The following is a 17,187-nucleotide window of genomic DNA, read 5'->3' as shown; positions in this document are numbered from 1 at the left end:
AACGAACATGACACTCCAGGAGATATTCGATATAATTAGTGCAAATATCGCAGCAAACGAGGGATCGTTGAAGCTGGCACCCGATACTATCTCTTCTCCCGAGATAACCGAACTGTTTGATAAATATTTATTAAATACCGACCTGGTAATTGATGATGCGGTACCCTTGCTAAACGCCGGCAGCGTTACTGTTAAAGGAACCGGAAATTCGCTGATATTTTTTGATACTAACGTTAATTCGCTGGCATTCACGGTTACCGGCACCGTTCCTACGATGACGATAGAGGCAGATGCGATAATAAAGGCCGAAGGCGGCTGGACATTTGGCAAAAGCTTCCCGGTGTTGATGTTTGGCAACTGGAGCGGTTTTTACGACCCGGGAGACCCCAAAAAGTGGATACAATACATATTTTTTGACAGCGCACACTTTTCGCTTACAGCAACCGGCCTCATATTTTCGGGATTTCTTAAACTCGATAGTATGCTTAGCGCGTTGGCCGGTTTGTTCAATGCCGAAGTAATTGAAGTTAAAGGCGAAGTAACCCTGAACAAAGGCAAAGACGGCTATATCGTTACCACCGATACCGTCGTGCCCGAAATGCACCTCGCAGGTAAAATAGGCACCATTGACCTCAAACTGGGCTCATTCCCGGTATTCACCCTTGCATTTTCGATGAATGCCTCCGCTTATATTGTCGACAAAGGCGATAATAAAGGCAAGCCGCTTCCGGTGCTTGAAATATTGGTTGAAACTACCATGCCTATTAATAACGACCGTATTGGCGTTGCAACCGTAATTGGCACGCAGTCCGAATCGCTGATCATGCAGGCCATACTTCCCGATACCATGGACGTTGGGATAGCCGAGCTTATCTCGTTGGCAAATGATGAGAATTTGCTGGCGGTTATGCCATCCAACATCCCGGTTATTAACGATTTTGTATTAAAGGATTGGCAGCTTACATTCAACACATCGCAAAAATCGATATCGCTGCTTACCATTGAAGTAGGCACACGCGATGATTACAGCTGGGCTATTATCCCGGGCTTTATCACCTTAAAATCTGTTAAGCTTTGGTTTGGGATGGTTTACCTGAATAGTGTATTCAGTCCATCGCTTGCAATAGAAGGTATCATCACCCTTGGCACAGGCCCGTCTGCTGTAAACTTTATTATTTCGGCCGCGTTCCCAAGCTACGTGTTTATGGGAGCCCTCGATCCGGAGACACCTGTGGATTTAAAAGGCATAGTGGCCTATTTCTTAGGCGATACCGTTGCAAACAGTTTGCCCAATACACTTGAACTAGGCGTGCTAAATATAGCCGTCGACCCTAAAAACAGCACCTATTCGCTGGAGACCGCGCTTACTACTGACATGCAGATACCTGTGATACTGACCACTATTGTGGTTCGGACGGTATCATTCAACATAAGCTACGTAGCCGGGGTGCCAAGCGGCAGTATTACCGGCGAGTTCCAGGTAGGCACCGGCGACGAAGCACCGTTCCTGTTTGTTACCGCTGAATACGCCGGCGAAGAAGACACCTGGGTATTTAGCGGCGGATTAAAGGATGGCAGCACTATAAAGTTAAAACAGCTTATAGATACCTATTTGCCGGTTGAATATCACAAATTCAATCCGTTCGATATTACCATTACCACACTGTTTGCATCGTTTACCCAGGCTCCGCCGGCAACCCCTGGCAACGAAGACGGCGCAGAAAATACCTACAACTTTAAATTAGGCGCCGAGTGGAAACTCGATCTTGGCCTTTCGAGTCCGTTTATTATTACCGGGCTTACCGAAATAGCCTATAAAAAATCGCTAACAGGTTCGCCATATACGGGCTTTATAGAGGGCGCATTGAACTTTGGCAACATACACGTAGGCGCACGGGTTGATTTTAGAGATGCATACAACGACTATACGTTTTTCTTTAACGGCTTCGAGGCCAAGCTTACCCAAAATGCCGAGAAGGATAGCATTATTTGCTTCAAGTTTACCGACGACTCTACACTGGGCGGTATGATTGAACTGCTGATAAATGCAGCCACCGGCCAAAGTATTACCCTGCCATCGCCGTGGAATGTGATGAATAATATCAGGCTCGCAGATTTTGGTTTCTCCTTCAATATCACCAAAAACAAAATCGGCTTTACGGTGCCGATTGGCATTAACCTTGGCTTTATCGATATTAAAAAAATTACGCTTTACTACACCTATTTCCCGAACGATCCGAACAAGGAAGGAATTGTGGAAATTCAAATTACAGAGGGTTCATTCCTTGGCGGCGCGTTGCCGCTACCCGGGCCGTGGGATGTTGCCAAACCCGAAACCGCCCCTGCCGTACCGGGCCAGGGCGAAAACCTTTTCCGTTTAGAGTTTTTGGGTATGGGGCAGCACGTGTCGTTAATTGACCCCAAGTCTCCAAATTCGGTATCCGAAGCGATAACTATGCTGAAGGATTCGTTTGAAAGTGATAAAAAAGACCCTGATCCTACTAATCCAATTGACGGCACTAAGCTTAAATTTAACAGTTCGAGCAATTGGCTCATCGGCTCGCAGTTTGTAATTGTAGATACTTTTGCCATCGGAATAGTATTCTTTGACCCTGACCTTTATGGGTTATCGATTTATGTTGACGGGCCAAAAGCAAAAGTTTTCCAGGGGCTTAAGTTCGAGATACTTTATAAAAAAGTAACTGATACCGTTGGCGTTTACCAGGTTTACCTGAAACTGCCGGATGCCATCAGGCAGATAGATTTCGGCACCGTATCGGTAACACTGCCAAGCATAAAAATATACATTTATACCAACGGTGATTTCAAGATTGATTTCGGCTTCCCGCTTAACGACGACTTTTCTGAATCGTTTGGCTTGCAGCTATTGCCATTTATCGGTTCCGGCGGCTTCTATTTCGGCGTATTGAGTGCCGAAACTGCGGAGACCGTACCTGCATCAACCATCGGGAACTTTAGCCCGGTAATTGTATTCGGCGTGGGCCTGCGCGTGGGTGTGGGTAAAGAAATAAATAAAGGAATACTAAAGGCGGGGATAAGCATAGTAGTACAAGGCCTGCTGGAAGGTACCTTTGCCTCATTTAATTATTACGACGGCAATAAAGATGATATAACCTATTATTATGTACTGGGCAAGATATCCATTGTGGGCCATGTGTACGGCGCCATCGATTTCCTGATCATCTCAGCCGAGGTGGACCTGAAAGTTTTTGTTAGTGCGCGGATTGTTTTTGAAAGCTACGAGCCTATTTTAATTACGCTGTCTGCCGGTGTAAGCGTATCGGTAAAAGTGCGGATAAACCTGGGCTTATTTAAAATAACCATCGGTTTGTCGTTCTCAACAACTATCGAGTTCTCATTTACCATCGGCAAACGCGAACTGAAGCCATGGGATGGCAAAGGTTTGTACGCTGCCCAGTTCAGGCAGCTCAGCCTGCAGGCGCTCGACGAAGAAACGGATTGCTTGTTTCTACCGGTAATGAACTGGCTGCCAATAATCCCGGTAACAAAAGTCGACCTGGAGATAATTTATATACCACAGTTTACCGTTGCCACCGACGAAGGCTCAGCTGAACAAAAGGCCCGTGTTGTGGCCATGCTTTATTTGGAAAGCGCCATTGACCAGCCAACAACCAAGCAGCAACTTTTAATAAACGGCGTTATAGAAGAAGTTGATTATCCGTTCACAAAGTTTGCCAAAGGTGCGTTTTTATGGGTATTGGGCGCTTACTTCAATAAAACCACCGAAGGCATACCTGTCGACACCATTTTGGCGCAGGAAGTAACCATAGCAAACCTTAACGAAATTATTTGCTACTTCTCGCAAAACGATTTGGTAGAGCCATTTTCGGTGGAGCAGGTATTCACCTTTATGGAGAATTATTTGAATGCCACCATTACTACCCCGGCACGCACTACCCAGGTTGTTGCTGAAAAAACGGTAAGCGTATTGCCGATGCTGCCAAACCTGGTGTTTGGAACGCCGGCCGGCGACATTCATTTCGATAATAAAGAGGCAGAATATACCTACGACCAGCTGCAACTGCGTTTGGTACACGACTATTTTAGGGCGCTGTCGGTGCGTAATACCGGGGCCAACACTAAAAATCCTTCGATTTTACCAATTGATGAAGAAAAACAATCGCTGGCAACTTTTATGCTGATTGATTATATCGCCCTTTTAGCCAAAGAAAGCACACAAAAAGGCATCGACAGGTTAACTACCATGGTAGTACCTGTAGACGAAGGCGACAGCTTCGAAAGCATAGTTGCCGATAACCCTCATTTTGGTATCTCGGCAATTGAGTTGGCGCATGCAAACCGCACGCGCAAACTTAGCGTTAACGTTGGGCTTAATCTGAAAAGAGTACCCTATACCGTAAGGCATAATGATACGCTGCATTCAATTAGCAAACGGTTTAATGTTGGGCACAATGAAATATTGCAGGCCAATATTTTCCTGAGAGAACAAGTTGTGGACCCCTGCCTGCCCACCGGCCAGCTGATGCAAACAAGCGAAAGGCTGTTTGGCGCTGATGAAAACAATCAATTTATTGCCGGCGAGCGGATATTTATACCGAATGTAAAGTACACCACATCGGCAAACGAACACGAAACCTTGCTTTCAGTAGCGAACAAACATGGCATTGATGTGCTCGACTTGATTGCCGAAAATATAGGGGTAGCCGGGCTGTTACCACATCAAAGCAAAATACTGGTGCCGTTTGTCGAGAAAATAACGGTTGCCGACCTGATAAAAGCCATGGAAGAAAACCATGACTTTGAACACCTGTCGGGCTTATCGGCCAATATGATGTTGCAAGGCCTACGGGTACCGCTGCCCGAAAAAGATTCGGCCATAGGCAAGCCCGAAGCGATGTACAAAATATCAGGCCAGGAAATTGATGCGTCCAAGCTTGTGGATGGCGATGAGCTCATCCTGAAATTACCCGAATCGCTTCCATGGCTTAATTTAGGCACGCCGGGCGGCACCGAACTGCCGTTTACCCTTTTAGGGGTTGATATTGGCGCATTGCAGGACCTGCAAAAAGCGAAGTTAAAACCTGTTATTGTTGAACTGAAAGCCAGCGACCTTTTCAGGGTGCAGCCGCGTAAGTTTAGCCTGCCAAGCAATATAACCTGGGCTTTACCAGTACCTATGACATTGATGAACGGCGATAACCTGCTGCAGGATAACATCGACCCATCCATCTGGATGTTTAAAAACAGCCTGCAAGCTTTGCTAAGTGGTTACGATGCCATTGCGCCTAAAGTTAGCTTGCTGAAGCAGGTTCAGGAAACCAAAACAAGGACGGCAAAGCCTGTACCTATTAATGATTATACATGGTCTACCAAAATTGATGTTAGGCTGCGGCAGGTAAAATCGAGCGAGGACCCTGCCAAACTGATGCCGAATGTATACGAGTTGCACGGCATCGACCCTGCATCCATGAGCTTGCTGCAAAACCTTATTGAATACTACGCGGCTAATCCAGGTACGATAATCAACCAAATAGATATTCTGTATTCAAAAGACCCTGCACAGGATGGGCAGAAGGAACCGCCAAGTGGTTTACGGTCTGACAGTATTGCCAACACCAGCATGTATTTGCTGCAAACAAATCTTTCGACCCTCTCAAATCCGCCTCAACTGGCAAGCGCCAGGGCTTTGGGAGCGGTGCCCGGTATGCAGGATAACCTTTTGGGCATGAGTCAACTGGATTTTCTAACCTACATGTGGGAGGCTGCCATTGTTGGCACCGGCGGATATTATTTATACTACCTGGTTAAAGACAGCAAAAATGGCCTGCCTGATTATTTATTTAACGGCGATACCGAGGTTACTATTTCGGTAGTAATTACTTACGATATAACCAATAACGTGCTGCATAACTTCCTTAACAGCGTAATTATAAGGGAGCCAATTAATATCCAGGACGAAATATTGTACATCGAAACCCTGGCCCAAACGGTATCAGATGTCACAATGGCCGAAGGCGAAACGCTGCACGCCTTTGCCAGGCGGTACAGTACTACTGTTGGCGAAATTGCCACGCAAAATAAAACAGCGCATTTCAGGAAAAATACCCGGCTCGCTATCCCGGGAAGCAAAGCAAATGCCGCCCAAAACGGGCACCTTACTGCGGCGGCCGAAAGCCTGGAAGTATTGGCAGAAAAATATGGCGTAAGCATTATTGCGCTTGCCCATGCCAATAAACACCAACCGCAACTCTTCGAAGCGCCGTTGACTTTCGATAGCCGGATAGAGGTGAAAGTAGCCACCGTTCCGCCTGGAAATATCGGTTTCACCATGAAGCGGAAAGGTCCGGAAGCAGTTACCCCGTTAACCGACGCTGAACAAAACCTGCAGGAGCTTTACAATTTATTGGGCTACAACATCGCCAAAAATGATGATTTTGATGAAGCTGTCGCCGGCCTTCCGGCTGCACCGGGCGATAATAACCCGCCGCCACCAAGTGATTTAGACGAACCAATGCGCCCAACAGGCGTTACCGACGAGGATATGCCATACAACCGTATTGTGCCGGTGTATCCTTTCGTAAAAACCGTGGTGACGGACGCCTCATCGGAGGATTTGCCGCCCGAAAAGGAGGATCCGTATCGTGCAGTTGGCAAAACCGTGCAGATTGATATGCGCTGGCAGGATATCTTCGGTAACCTCACATCGTTCCAAAATATCCCTGATCCGGGGCCTGCAATATTGCCGGATATAACCGTAGGTTACACCGATCCGGTTATTGGCCTTAGCCTTTTCCCAAGTGTTTCGGCATCGTACATTGTGGATAAGCCGGAAGGTGGTTCGCCTAACCTGTACATTACACTGGCATTTAATCCTACCAATTATTTGCCGGTTGAAAGCGCTGCTGATGTGGCCTGGAAAAAACGCGCCGAAGCCGACCGCGGGACTTATGTGCAAATATATTACCAGCTCATACAGGAGGATATGAAGGTTATCATATCCAACTCGTTGGAGGGTGATACGGGCCTTGCGGCAATCGAAACAGACCCTAAGGCTGTGTTGACAAACATGGTAATAGCCATTTATCAATACCTTGGCGAAATTTTAAAACCAGGCGCGGACCCTTACGTGTTCTACACTGTTGAAGAAGGTGATACGCTGGAAAAGATAGCGACCAAATACGATACAACCCCGCAGAATATCCGCATGGCCAATCCTTCAATACCGGCCGATGGAAAACTCAAAGAGGGCGAGGTAATCATTGTGCCTTTGGTTACCATACCGGCCAACCAGATAATTGAAAGCCCGGTAAGCGACAGCAATCCGCTGGCCTTGTTTGCGCTGGTTACCAAGCTGAAACTTGCGCGCGAGTTAGACCTTGTTGACGATGGTTTTAAGGATGAACCTTCGGTGCTTTTTTCAACCTCGGTGCTTGGCCCTAACCTCACAAAGGATAATTCCGCAAGTTTCGGCGGGCCTGGTAGTGCCATTACGATACAGGAGTTTGCCCAAAAACTGCAAGCAGCATTCCCCGAACTGAAAGCAGCTTCGGGTATGCCTAAATTGGGAACGGAAGACAATAGCCCGATTGATATTTGGGTGGCCAGGTTTAATGACAGTGCTACCGGAATCCAGTTTTCAATTCCGGATGTTGGCAACCCGTATTACTTTGCGTTGCTACCGCTGGCAACCCACCTGCTATCGCGCGATATGGTTAAGATATATCCTTACCATACAGGTACCCCGATATCAGACGAAACTCCGCTCGAATCGGCCTTCAATGGTATTGATATTGAGAAGATGGCCCAAACATGTTTGGCCGCTATAGACATATTCCTGCAAGCCGATTTTTCGATACCCGCCTGGCAGATTGAAAATACCATTGATAAACCTCTAAGCGATAGTGGGGCAGGGGCGATACTCCATCCGTACCAATACATTATAAATGCCAAAAAGGAACTTGCGGGCAACATTGTTAAGCACATGGCTACCGTGCTTGCCGACGACAATAAGCCTAATGACCACAACCTGGCGAATGCGATGGAACGGTTAAGGCAGGAGTTGCTCATCAGCCTTTCAAATGCCTACAGCATAGATACTGTGCTGCAGTTTAACGTGGATGTGAAATCGCCATATAATGATGCGAATGTTATAGCGCCTAACCTGTTTGGTAAGGTGTTAGACCCGAATGACACTACGCAGGCCGATCAGAAGGCCTATGCTTTCTCGACCACGCGATTCTCGCTCGAAAAATCGGACCTAGGTGGTGATAAGCAATCGTACCTGACTATCTTGTTCAATTCTAAAAAAGACAATGATCTGCATGGCGAAAGCAGCTTCTTTGGGATCGACCTGCAGTATGAGATCAATTCGATTGAACATGATATACAAAATGTTGATAGCATAAAAGGCTATAAGGCATCATCGTGGCTAACGTTTATTCTGCCGTTTGATGATGCTGATACCGGGCTGGGCAAATTGAAGATACCTATCCCGCTGCGGGCCTATCCAACAGCGCCGTCGCTTACCGCGCAAACCTTTAAATCGGTTGCTGATGCCGCCGGACTGATTGAAAATGCTGCGCCTGTTGAAGATAAATTGTTGGAAGCCAAAGAATGGAATTATACCTATACGTATGATTACCTGAGAGCACAGCAGGACACTATCAATACTGGTATAATTCTTAATGTTCCTTCACAATCGTTAATGAATGCCCGCTTTGCCGACGATGAAGACCCTGACCTGTTTGCGGCTTTACTGCAATTCTCGAATGCTTACCCCGGCATACAGCGGGATTTCAACGAGTTCCTGCTCGACCAGTCGAACCCTGATTATGCGTGCACAGCAATGCAGTCGTTCGCCTGGCTGGTAAAACGCGTGGCGACCGCATGGGGCAAATGGGAAGAAAACAGGCAGCTATACGCCGATGCAAGTACCGGCGAGGTAAATTACAAGTACGAGATAGTGGAAAGCGGGATAGTAATTGATGAACAAAATGCACTCTTGATTTCAGTTACGCCGCGGCCCGGTACAAAATACAAGCTGCCTTATGTAAAAATTGAAGGCTTTATTACCCATCCGGTTGATAACACGGAAGAGCTTAAAAGCTTTGCCTATTATACCATGGTTGATGGTAAAAAGAAATATCTGTCGCCCGATGATGGCCGTAAAATAACGCAGCGTATAATCGGGTACGATAAATTCAATATCATTAACGAAGAAAATATATGGTCGGGGATTGCAATAACACGTAATAAAATACTGGTTCCGGGAATAAAGACCAACGAGGAATTTATTTACACAACACCAACCATACGTTTTGTAAGCGTACTTACGCCGCTGCTGGACCCTAATATTGAGATTAACATAGCGGACTATACATCCGAACCAGCCAAACAACCGTTGCAGTTATACTTAAGCAATTTCCTGCAAGCCCTGTTTACGGAGTTGATTGATGAAACAACAACAAGGCAGATTAAAATAGGCAGCAGCTATGTTTATGATATACAGGAAAATATCCCGGGCTTAAGCGCCGAAATACCAATCAGTATTTCCACACCATATAATTTCGCGATACCTGCTGACTGGGATAATACCTTATGCCCGGTATTGCCCGGCGATATAACACCCGAAAGCCCGTTTGTGTGCCAGCTGACAGCCTTACTGCAAAACTGGTTTGCCGGGAATGTCCCTGTTACTACAAATGCAAAATTCAGGTTTGATATCGAGTTATTCTCAGGGCTTTCAAACACCCAGTTGCCGGTGCTGAGGATACGCAATTTGTACCTGGAAGAAAAAAATATTAAATGGAGCTAAAATCTTCGTATTGATAAAATTGAAAATAAAGAAGCAATGAAAGAGGAAAAAAAAGAGCCTGCTAAAGCAGCTGATAAACTAACCGACGGGAACCAGGGCGACCAGGGCGAGCAAGGCCCGCAGGGAGATCAGGGTCCGCAAGGGTACCAGGGGTTTCAGGGCGACCAGGGATTCCAGGGTAATCAAGGTTACCAGGGCGACCAGGGCACACAAGGTTACCAGGGAGACAAGGGTTTCCAGGGAGATCAGGGCGACCAGGGTAACCAGGGCAAAGTAGGCGTGCCGGGTGGCAACTGGAGCTATATGATTCTTAATGGAATACAGGGTGATCAGGGTTTCCAGGGTAACCAGGGTTTTCAAGGCAATCAAGGTTCCCAGGGAGATAAAGGCGATCAGGGCAATCAAGGATTTCAAGGCGATAAAGGCGACCGGGGTAACCAGGGATTTCAAGGCGATAAAGGCGACCAGGGTAACCAGGGATTTCAAGGCGATAAAGGCGACCAGGGTAACCAGGGATTTCAAGGCGATAAAGGCGACCAGGGCAACCAGGGTTTTCAGGGTGACAAAGGTGATCAAGGCAATCAGGGTTTTCAGGGTGACAAAGGTGATCAAGGCAATCAGGGTTTCCAGGGAGATAAAGGCGACCAGGGAAATCAAGGCTTTCAAGGCGATAAAGGCGACCAGGGCAATCAGGGTTTCCAGGGGGATAAAGGGGATCAGGGCAATCAAGGTTTCCAGGGTGATAAAGGCGAACAGGGCAACCAGGGTTTCCAGGGTGATAAAGGAGATCAGGGCAACCAGGGTTTCCAGGGCAATAAAGGTGATCAGGGTAATCAGGGTTTTCAAGGGGACAAAGGCGACCAGGGGAATCAAGGTAACCAGGGCAATAAAGGAGATCAGGGATACCAGGGCGACCAGGGTAATCAGGGCTACCAGGGCAATAGTGGCAGCTCGGGCAATATACCCGCGGGCCTCGTAATGCTTTCAAACTCGGATGTGCCGCCTGATGGATTTGTTAATACAGGCCTTATTGTATTGCCCACTACCCTTACCAGGGCATTCAGCCTTAAAAACGATATGCCTTTGGCACGTATGTGGCAGGCAAGCGCTGTATATGGTAACCAAATATACGCGTTTGGCGGAGCGCCCAATACCAGCGCTGTAGATATGAATTCTGTTATCAATCAAATGTACGATACATCGGCTGGCGGCTGGAAGGTAATGGAACCGATGTCGGCACGTCGTTTTGCAGCAGCAGCCGTAACTTTCGACGACACGATATTTGTAATGGGTGGCTTTACAGGTTCGACACCGGTAAATGCAAACGAAGCATATTCGCCCAGGAGCAATTCGTGGTCCCCCAGCCAGCCGGCAGCAGTGCCAATGTCGGCTGTCGGCGCGGCAGGTGCGCGTTACAATAACATGGTGATTTTGTTAGGTGGCAACGGTGGAGGTAACGCAACCTTACAGGTTTATACGCCCCAAACAAATCAATGGAGTACTTATAATACCCCGGCGCCTCAATTTACGGGTGGGGGTGCAGTGATGGTAGGTTCCAGGTTGTATGTACTTGGCGGCAATACCAAGGGCTTCAGTTCGGGCGCTACCTCGTCTATATACGGTTATCTCGAGATGTCGAACCTGAGCTGGACATCGATACCGGCGCCATCGTCGGTAGGGTTCTATTTTTCGGGCGCAGCGCTTTTGAACGATAAAATATACCTGATGGGCGGCGTTAACTACAACGGCTCCTCGTGGAGCTCGGTATATGTGCTTGACTATAAAACCAATACCTGGACTAACAGCACCATCGAACTTGCGGTTGCAACAGCTGGCTTGTCATCGGCAGCGGTTGGCAATGCCATGTACGTGATAGGTGGGGGCACAACGCTTAACGGCCCGGCCCTGGCTAATACACAGACAAGCGAAGCTAATTTGTTTTATCTTTTAAGAAAACTATAAGTCATTTAATTTACCAATGGGCAATCTGTCAGTTTTTACACCTACGCATCAAACGCGCTTTCTCGGGGATGCCTACGCATCGTTGCAGCAACAATCCGTAACAGATTGGGAGTGGCTGCTCTTATTAAACGGCAACGCCTCAAAAAACGACCTCCCTGCAGCTCTTGTTAACGACCCGAGGGTGAAGCTGTTTTACTCGCCGGTTATTAAAGGCGTCGGCGATGCAAAAGCGCAATGCCTGCAACACGCTGCCGGTAAATATATGCTGGAGCTTGACCACGATGACATGTTGCACCCTAATGCTTTTACCGAGGTAATGCAAGCCTTTGGGCAGGGAGCACAATTTGTATTTTCGAACACCAGCCGGATGACGGAAACAGGCGAGCCTGAGTTTACAGAATACAATAAAAGGCACGGATGGGCATACCGGCCATTTGAGCATAATGGCAAAACATACAACGAATGCCTCTCGTTTTCGCCCACGCCGCAAACCATGTCGTACATATGGTATATGCCAAACCATTTGCGCGCTTTTACAAAAGAACTTTACCAATCGGCTGGTGGATATAATACAGAATTATCGGTTTGCGACGACCAGGATCTGATTCAGCGCATGTACATTACCGATTCACGATTTGCACATATTGAAAAACCACTTTATTTTCAGCGCATCCACCAGGCGCAAACACAGGTTGTTCAGAATCAGCTTATACAGCAAAAAAATACAGAATTATATAAGCAGAATATTAGCGATATTATGCTCAGCTGGGCCAAACGCAATAACCTGCTGGCCCTGGATATGGGGGCTGCACACCGTAAAAGGCCCGGTTTCTTAGGCGTTGATATGTACGATTTGCCGCATGTGGATATTGTTGCCGACTGCAATCAAAGACTGCCGTTTGAAGATAATTCGGTAGGGGTTATAAGGGCGGTTGATTTTATGGAACATGTAAAAGATTCGATTCACCTGATGAACGAGTTTTACAGGGTGCTTGCACATGGCGGCATGCTGCTGTCGATGACACCATCAACCGATGGGAGGGGTGCTTTCCAGGACCCAACACACGTAAGCTTCTGGAACGAAAACTCGTTCTGGTATTACACAAAATCAAACATCAGGAATTTTGTGCCGCAAATTAAGGCAAGATTTCAGGCGTCGTTTATCGAAACCAGCTACCCTAATGACTTTTGTAAACAAAACAATATTTACTACGTAACAGCAAATTTAACGGCAATAAAAACAGATGAACGCCTGCCGGGAGTATTGGATATTTAATAATACATGCACAATTTTTAAGATTTTTTCAACCAACCATAAAAATATTACCATGCCAGCTAAACTATTTGTAAACAACACCGGGTACGAAATTAACGGCAACCTTACCGTAAGGGCAGGCAGTCAACCCGGCCAAAACTTAAATTCGGTTCAATTTGTATTGGATTCGTCGATGGGGTCGCAGCAGGTAGTTAATTACGGCGATCCTAATAACCTGTTTATGGATCAACTGGAGATTTCGACACTTGCCCTTGGCGGCTACATCATCTCCAACCAAATTGTGGTTACCCGTGGCAGTATTATCGACGATATGTTTAATACGAATGATACCATAACCATTGCGCTTAATAATCAGTCGTTCGTGGTGACAACTTCCAATACCTGGACAATATAACACCAGCGCCGTACATATTTTGGCTTGCTGCATTATTTCCCCATTGGGAAAGATGCTGTTCAGGGAATTACATTGCCATACTTATCAAGGTTAGTGTTGCATTTAGGGCAGGATGTTCCGCCCCAAAGTGCCTGCGATCCGCTTTTGGGCATACGAACAATAGGTTGCCTGGTCTGACATACGGGGCAGTGTACGCGCTTTAAATTTATGCCCCATTTGGATTTATTTTTACTGGCTATTATGAGCCAAATTGCAAATCCTATGGCTATAACGGCAAAAATAAAAACTTGGATCATTGGGAGTGAGTTAAGTATGTTTAGCAGGTTTAAATATAGGGAATTTTTACGAATCTCGTGAATTATATGCCTGCTTGTACCCGAACCATGGGGGTAAATGACTGGTAATCGGTTATTCTAAAAACCTCAAGGCCTGTATACTATCCGGTGCGGTCATTAAATAAGTTTGAATGCCGAGTTTTGTTGCAGTTGCAATATGCTGCGGACTGTCATCAATAAACAGCGTTTCCGCCGGGTCGAGGCTGTTTTCGTTTAGCACCTGTTCGAAAATTTCGGCATTGGGCTTGCGCTTGCCCACAAGGTGCGAGTAATACGCTTTCTCGAACAAATGGTCGTTTCCGGCAAACCCAAACTCTTTTTGCAGGTAATCCATTATGTAATCATAATGAATTGGATTGATGTTGCTCAATAAAAAAGTCCGGTACTTCGGTTTTAGGCTCAGCAGTAATTCGTGGTTGCCGGGTGTTACACCAACAAGTAATCCGTTCCATGCGCTATCAATTTGCGCATCAGTTAAACCTGGGTTGCCAATCTTTTGACGGATATAGGCCCTGAACTCTTCAGCCGTCGCAGAGCCATCTTCAAACGCCGTAAAAATTGGGTCCTGCACCCTGTGTCCGTAAAACTCATTCGAATTACTAATTCCGATTTCCTCCCATGCTTTCTGCGATTTTAAGAAATCGAGCATGAAAATTACATTGCCGTAGTCGAAAATGATATTTTTTATAGTGGCCATAAAGTGAGGTTAAACGTTGACAGCAAACATACTAATAAGAGGAAAATTAGGCCACGGAAAATAGAATATTTATAATTTGTATAATTTCATTTTTAAGTAATCAACTTTTTTTTACCTTTGCAACTCACAAAAATAACCAGCGCCTATAGCTCAGTTGGTTAGAGTAGAAGACTCATGATCTTTTGGTCCCTGGTTCGAGCCCAGGTGGGCGCACAAAGTGGAAGCCTTCCACACCTAAAAACCCCTTGAATCGCTGATTTAAGGGGTTTTTTCATTAATTATCCCCTTAACAACCCTTTGTAAAGCTAACGTTCTCGTTACCTATCCGACTACCTGTTTTTAATTTTTAACTTAGGTAACACAAACCTATTCAATTAGTTGACATACAATCAATTACATCGATAAAAGTTTGTAAAAAGTGGTCTTTTTTAAGCATCCCTGCGTTACCTTTTCGTTACCTGAAAACAGGGTGTTTAGTAAGCATTTTGAACTTAAAAATTAATATTATGCAAACATCACAGTCGTTCGGTATTCATTTTACCACCCGCCCAGACAAAGTAAAGGACGGAAAAGAACCTATTTATGCCTGCGTTACCGTAAATAAGCAGCGCGCTTACATTGCTTTGAAGCAAAACGTTGACCCCAAAAATTGGGATGGCCGCAAGGGTGTGGCTAAAGGCAACAAAGAAGAAGTTAAATCCATTAATAACTACCTGGAGGAAGTACGCCTTGCCATAGGCAACAGTTATAAGGAACTTCAAATCAAAAGGAAGATGTTATCGGCCAAAGCAGTTAAGGATCTATATTTGGGCGAAGAGGCACAGGTTTATACGCTAAGCCGTCTTTTCACTTACCACAACGAGACTTCGACCGAAGATTTGAAGTGGAGTACCCTGAAACATTATTATGTTACACAGCGGTATTTAGTAAAGTTTCTGGAAGCGCAGTTTTGCGCTACGGATATCTACCTGCATCAATTAGACTATAAGTTTGTCAAGGACTTCGAAGTTTTTCTACGAAACCACAAACCTAAAGATCATCAACAGCCCTTAAATAATAATGGGGTGATGAAACATATTATTCGTCTCAAGAAAATGGTAAATCTTGCTTTAAACTTGCAGTGGATCACCAATGACCCTTTCGCTACCTACAAATTAAAAATTCTTAAAGTTAATCGCGAGCAGCTATCTGAAAAAGAGTTGTCGGATATGGAAGGTAAGAAGCTTGCCATCGCCCGTTTAGATATGGTAAGGGATATGTTCGTTTTTAGTTGCTACACAGGATTGTCTTATGTGGATATGATTAATCTAACTCCTGCCCATATCATTGCTGGTAGCGATGGAGAACGGTGGGTTAGGACATGCCGAGAGAAAACATTGATACCGGTAAACGTACCCCTATTGCCCCCGGCCTTGAAAATCTTGGATAAGTACGAAGATAATATTAGGTCACTTTCAGATGGCAAAGTTTTCCCAACCGTATCTAATCAAAAGGTAAATAGTTATCTGAAAGAGATTGCGGACATATGTGGGATTACTAAAAAAGTTACTTTTCATATTGCCCGGCATACTTTCGCTACTACGGTTACATTATCTAACGGCGTTCCCATTGAAACGGTAAGTAAAATTTTAGGTCACACTAAAATTACTACCACTCAGATATATGCTAAGGTAGTAGAGCGAAAATTAAAGGAAGATATGGAGGCTTTAAAAAATCGTCTGAATTTAGTGTAACGAGTGATCGATTATAGTAAAATAATTATGAGATCGTTTTATAACGATCTCATAATTAATACCTTAAAAGAAAAGATATAGACCAAAAGATTATTAGTTGTCTATTTAAACTAAATATCTTGAGCCAAAAACTGCGTTTTCGACTTCCTTAAGGTTAATTTTTGAATATATTTTCTTTTTTGCAAGTAATTGAATGAAGGGATTGTGACGGTTTTTCGTTAAATTCTACAATTATTGCTGTTGTGTCACGTCTATCAGATTTTAATAAATGAATTGGATTACATTTTAATTTTTGAATAAACTCCTTTTGTCGGCATGAACTCCGAACGGATGATAGGTAGAATTAATTCTGATGGATTCTTCAGTTGAAATCAAAAAATAAATGCTTTATTTTAATGGTGGTATGATCAGAAACATAATAATTATAACCACTTATTTGGGTAGGGCTGATATTGATTACTTCGACATTTCGGTTATCCTTTACCAGCAGCTTATTTAAACCGTCGACATTGTTCATGACATTGCCTTCTAATAAATAACCAACTAAAAAACCGTCATTATACTTTGTAGAAACATAATTGTCAATACCCGTTACAATATATCTTCTTTTTAAAGCGGAATCGCTTTCTTTTAGATTTTTAGCCTCCATATAATATCTATGCTCCGTAGATGCATTAATAGTTGTAAACCTTAAATCTATTCTCGCGGATTTTTTGGCAAAACCTTTCGCAACCGTTATTTTATCATTTCTTAGCCGGTCTTCTGTATTGTTCACAATACCCCAATCCAGCCTTACTGGGTTGTCATCTATAAATTTTGAAAGTACTGCGGTTATATCTTCTTCTTCCAAAACAGGTGTAATTGACTTTGCAGAGATTGCTGAATGGTATGCATTAATAACTAATTGCATACATCTTGAATTAAATTCTTGTTTGAAAACAGCAACATAAACTGGGTTAAATCCTCCGGTCAT

General features: G+C 44.9%; 7 protein-coding genes and 1 tRNA gene. 6 read left to right on the top strand and 2 right to left on the bottom strand.

Going from position 1 to position 17,187, the window contains the following annotated elements; translation table 11 throughout:
- Nucleotides 1-7: 7 nt before the first annotated feature.
- From Q0R52_RS07960 to Q0R52_RS07945, 4 genes are read left to right on the top strand one after another with little or no spacing between them, the layout of a single operon-like run.
- A complete protein-coding gene (locus Q0R52_RS07960) occupies nucleotides 8-9,817 on the top strand; it encodes a LysM domain-containing protein (protein WP_295793753.1) in 9,810 nt (3,269 codons plus the stop codon).
- Nucleotides 9,818-9,853: 36 nt separating this feature from the next.
- Nucleotides 9,854-11,779 carry a kelch repeat-containing protein gene (locus tag Q0R52_RS07955; RefSeq protein ID WP_295793752.1) on the top strand — a complete coding sequence of 642 codons (1,926 nt, stop codon included), beginning with the start codon at nucleotides 9,854-9,856 and terminating at the stop codon, nucleotides 11,777-11,779.
- Nucleotides 11,780-11,795: 16 nt separating this feature from the next.
- Nucleotides 11,796-13,055, top strand: coding sequence for a glycosyltransferase (locus tag Q0R52_RS07950; RefSeq protein ID WP_295793750.1), 1,260 nt, complete (start codon nucleotides 11,796-11,798; stop codon nucleotides 13,053-13,055).
- A 52-nt stretch (nucleotides 13,056-13,107) separates the two neighbouring features.
- A complete protein-coding gene (locus tag Q0R52_RS07945; RefSeq protein WP_295793749.1) occupies nucleotides 13,108-13,449 on the top strand; it encodes a hypothetical protein in 342 nt (113 codons plus the stop codon).
- Nucleotides 13,450-13,857: 408 nt separating this feature from the next.
- Here the strand turns inward: Q0R52_RS07945 and Q0R52_RS07940 are convergent, their stop codons facing one another.
- Nucleotides 13,858-14,481: an HAD family phosphatase gene (locus Q0R52_RS07940; protein ID WP_295793746.1), complete on the bottom strand. Its 624-nt coding sequence runs from the start codon at nucleotides 14,479-14,481 to the stop codon at nucleotides 13,858-13,860.
- 139 nt (nucleotides 14,482-14,620) lie between these two features.
- On the opposite strand from Q0R52_RS07940, the gene Q0R52_RS07935 reads away from it, so the two are divergent.
- A tRNA-Ile gene (locus Q0R52_RS07935) sits at nucleotides 14,621-14,694 on the top strand.
- Between the two features lie 293 nt (nucleotides 14,695-14,987).
- Entirely contained in the window at nucleotides 14,988-16,214 is a 1,227-nt protein-coding gene (locus tag Q0R52_RS07930) for a site-specific integrase (RefSeq protein WP_295793744.1), read from the top strand.
- A 361-nt stretch (nucleotides 16,215-16,575) separates the two neighbouring features.
- On the opposite strand, the gene Q0R52_RS07925 is transcribed toward Q0R52_RS07930, so the two are convergent.
- Nucleotides 16,576-17,187 (bottom strand): hypothetical protein, encoded by a 612-nt coding sequence (locus Q0R52_RS07925; protein WP_295793742.1) that lies wholly within the window; start codon nucleotides 17,185-17,187, stop codon nucleotides 16,576-16,578.

Origin of the sequence: Mucilaginibacter sp. (genome assembly GCF_025359345.1) — a bacterium.
Taxonomy (GTDB): Bacteria; Bacteroidota; Bacteroidia; order Sphingobacteriales; family Sphingobacteriaceae; genus Mucilaginibacter.
This window is presented reverse-complemented; position numbering and strand designations above follow the sequence as displayed.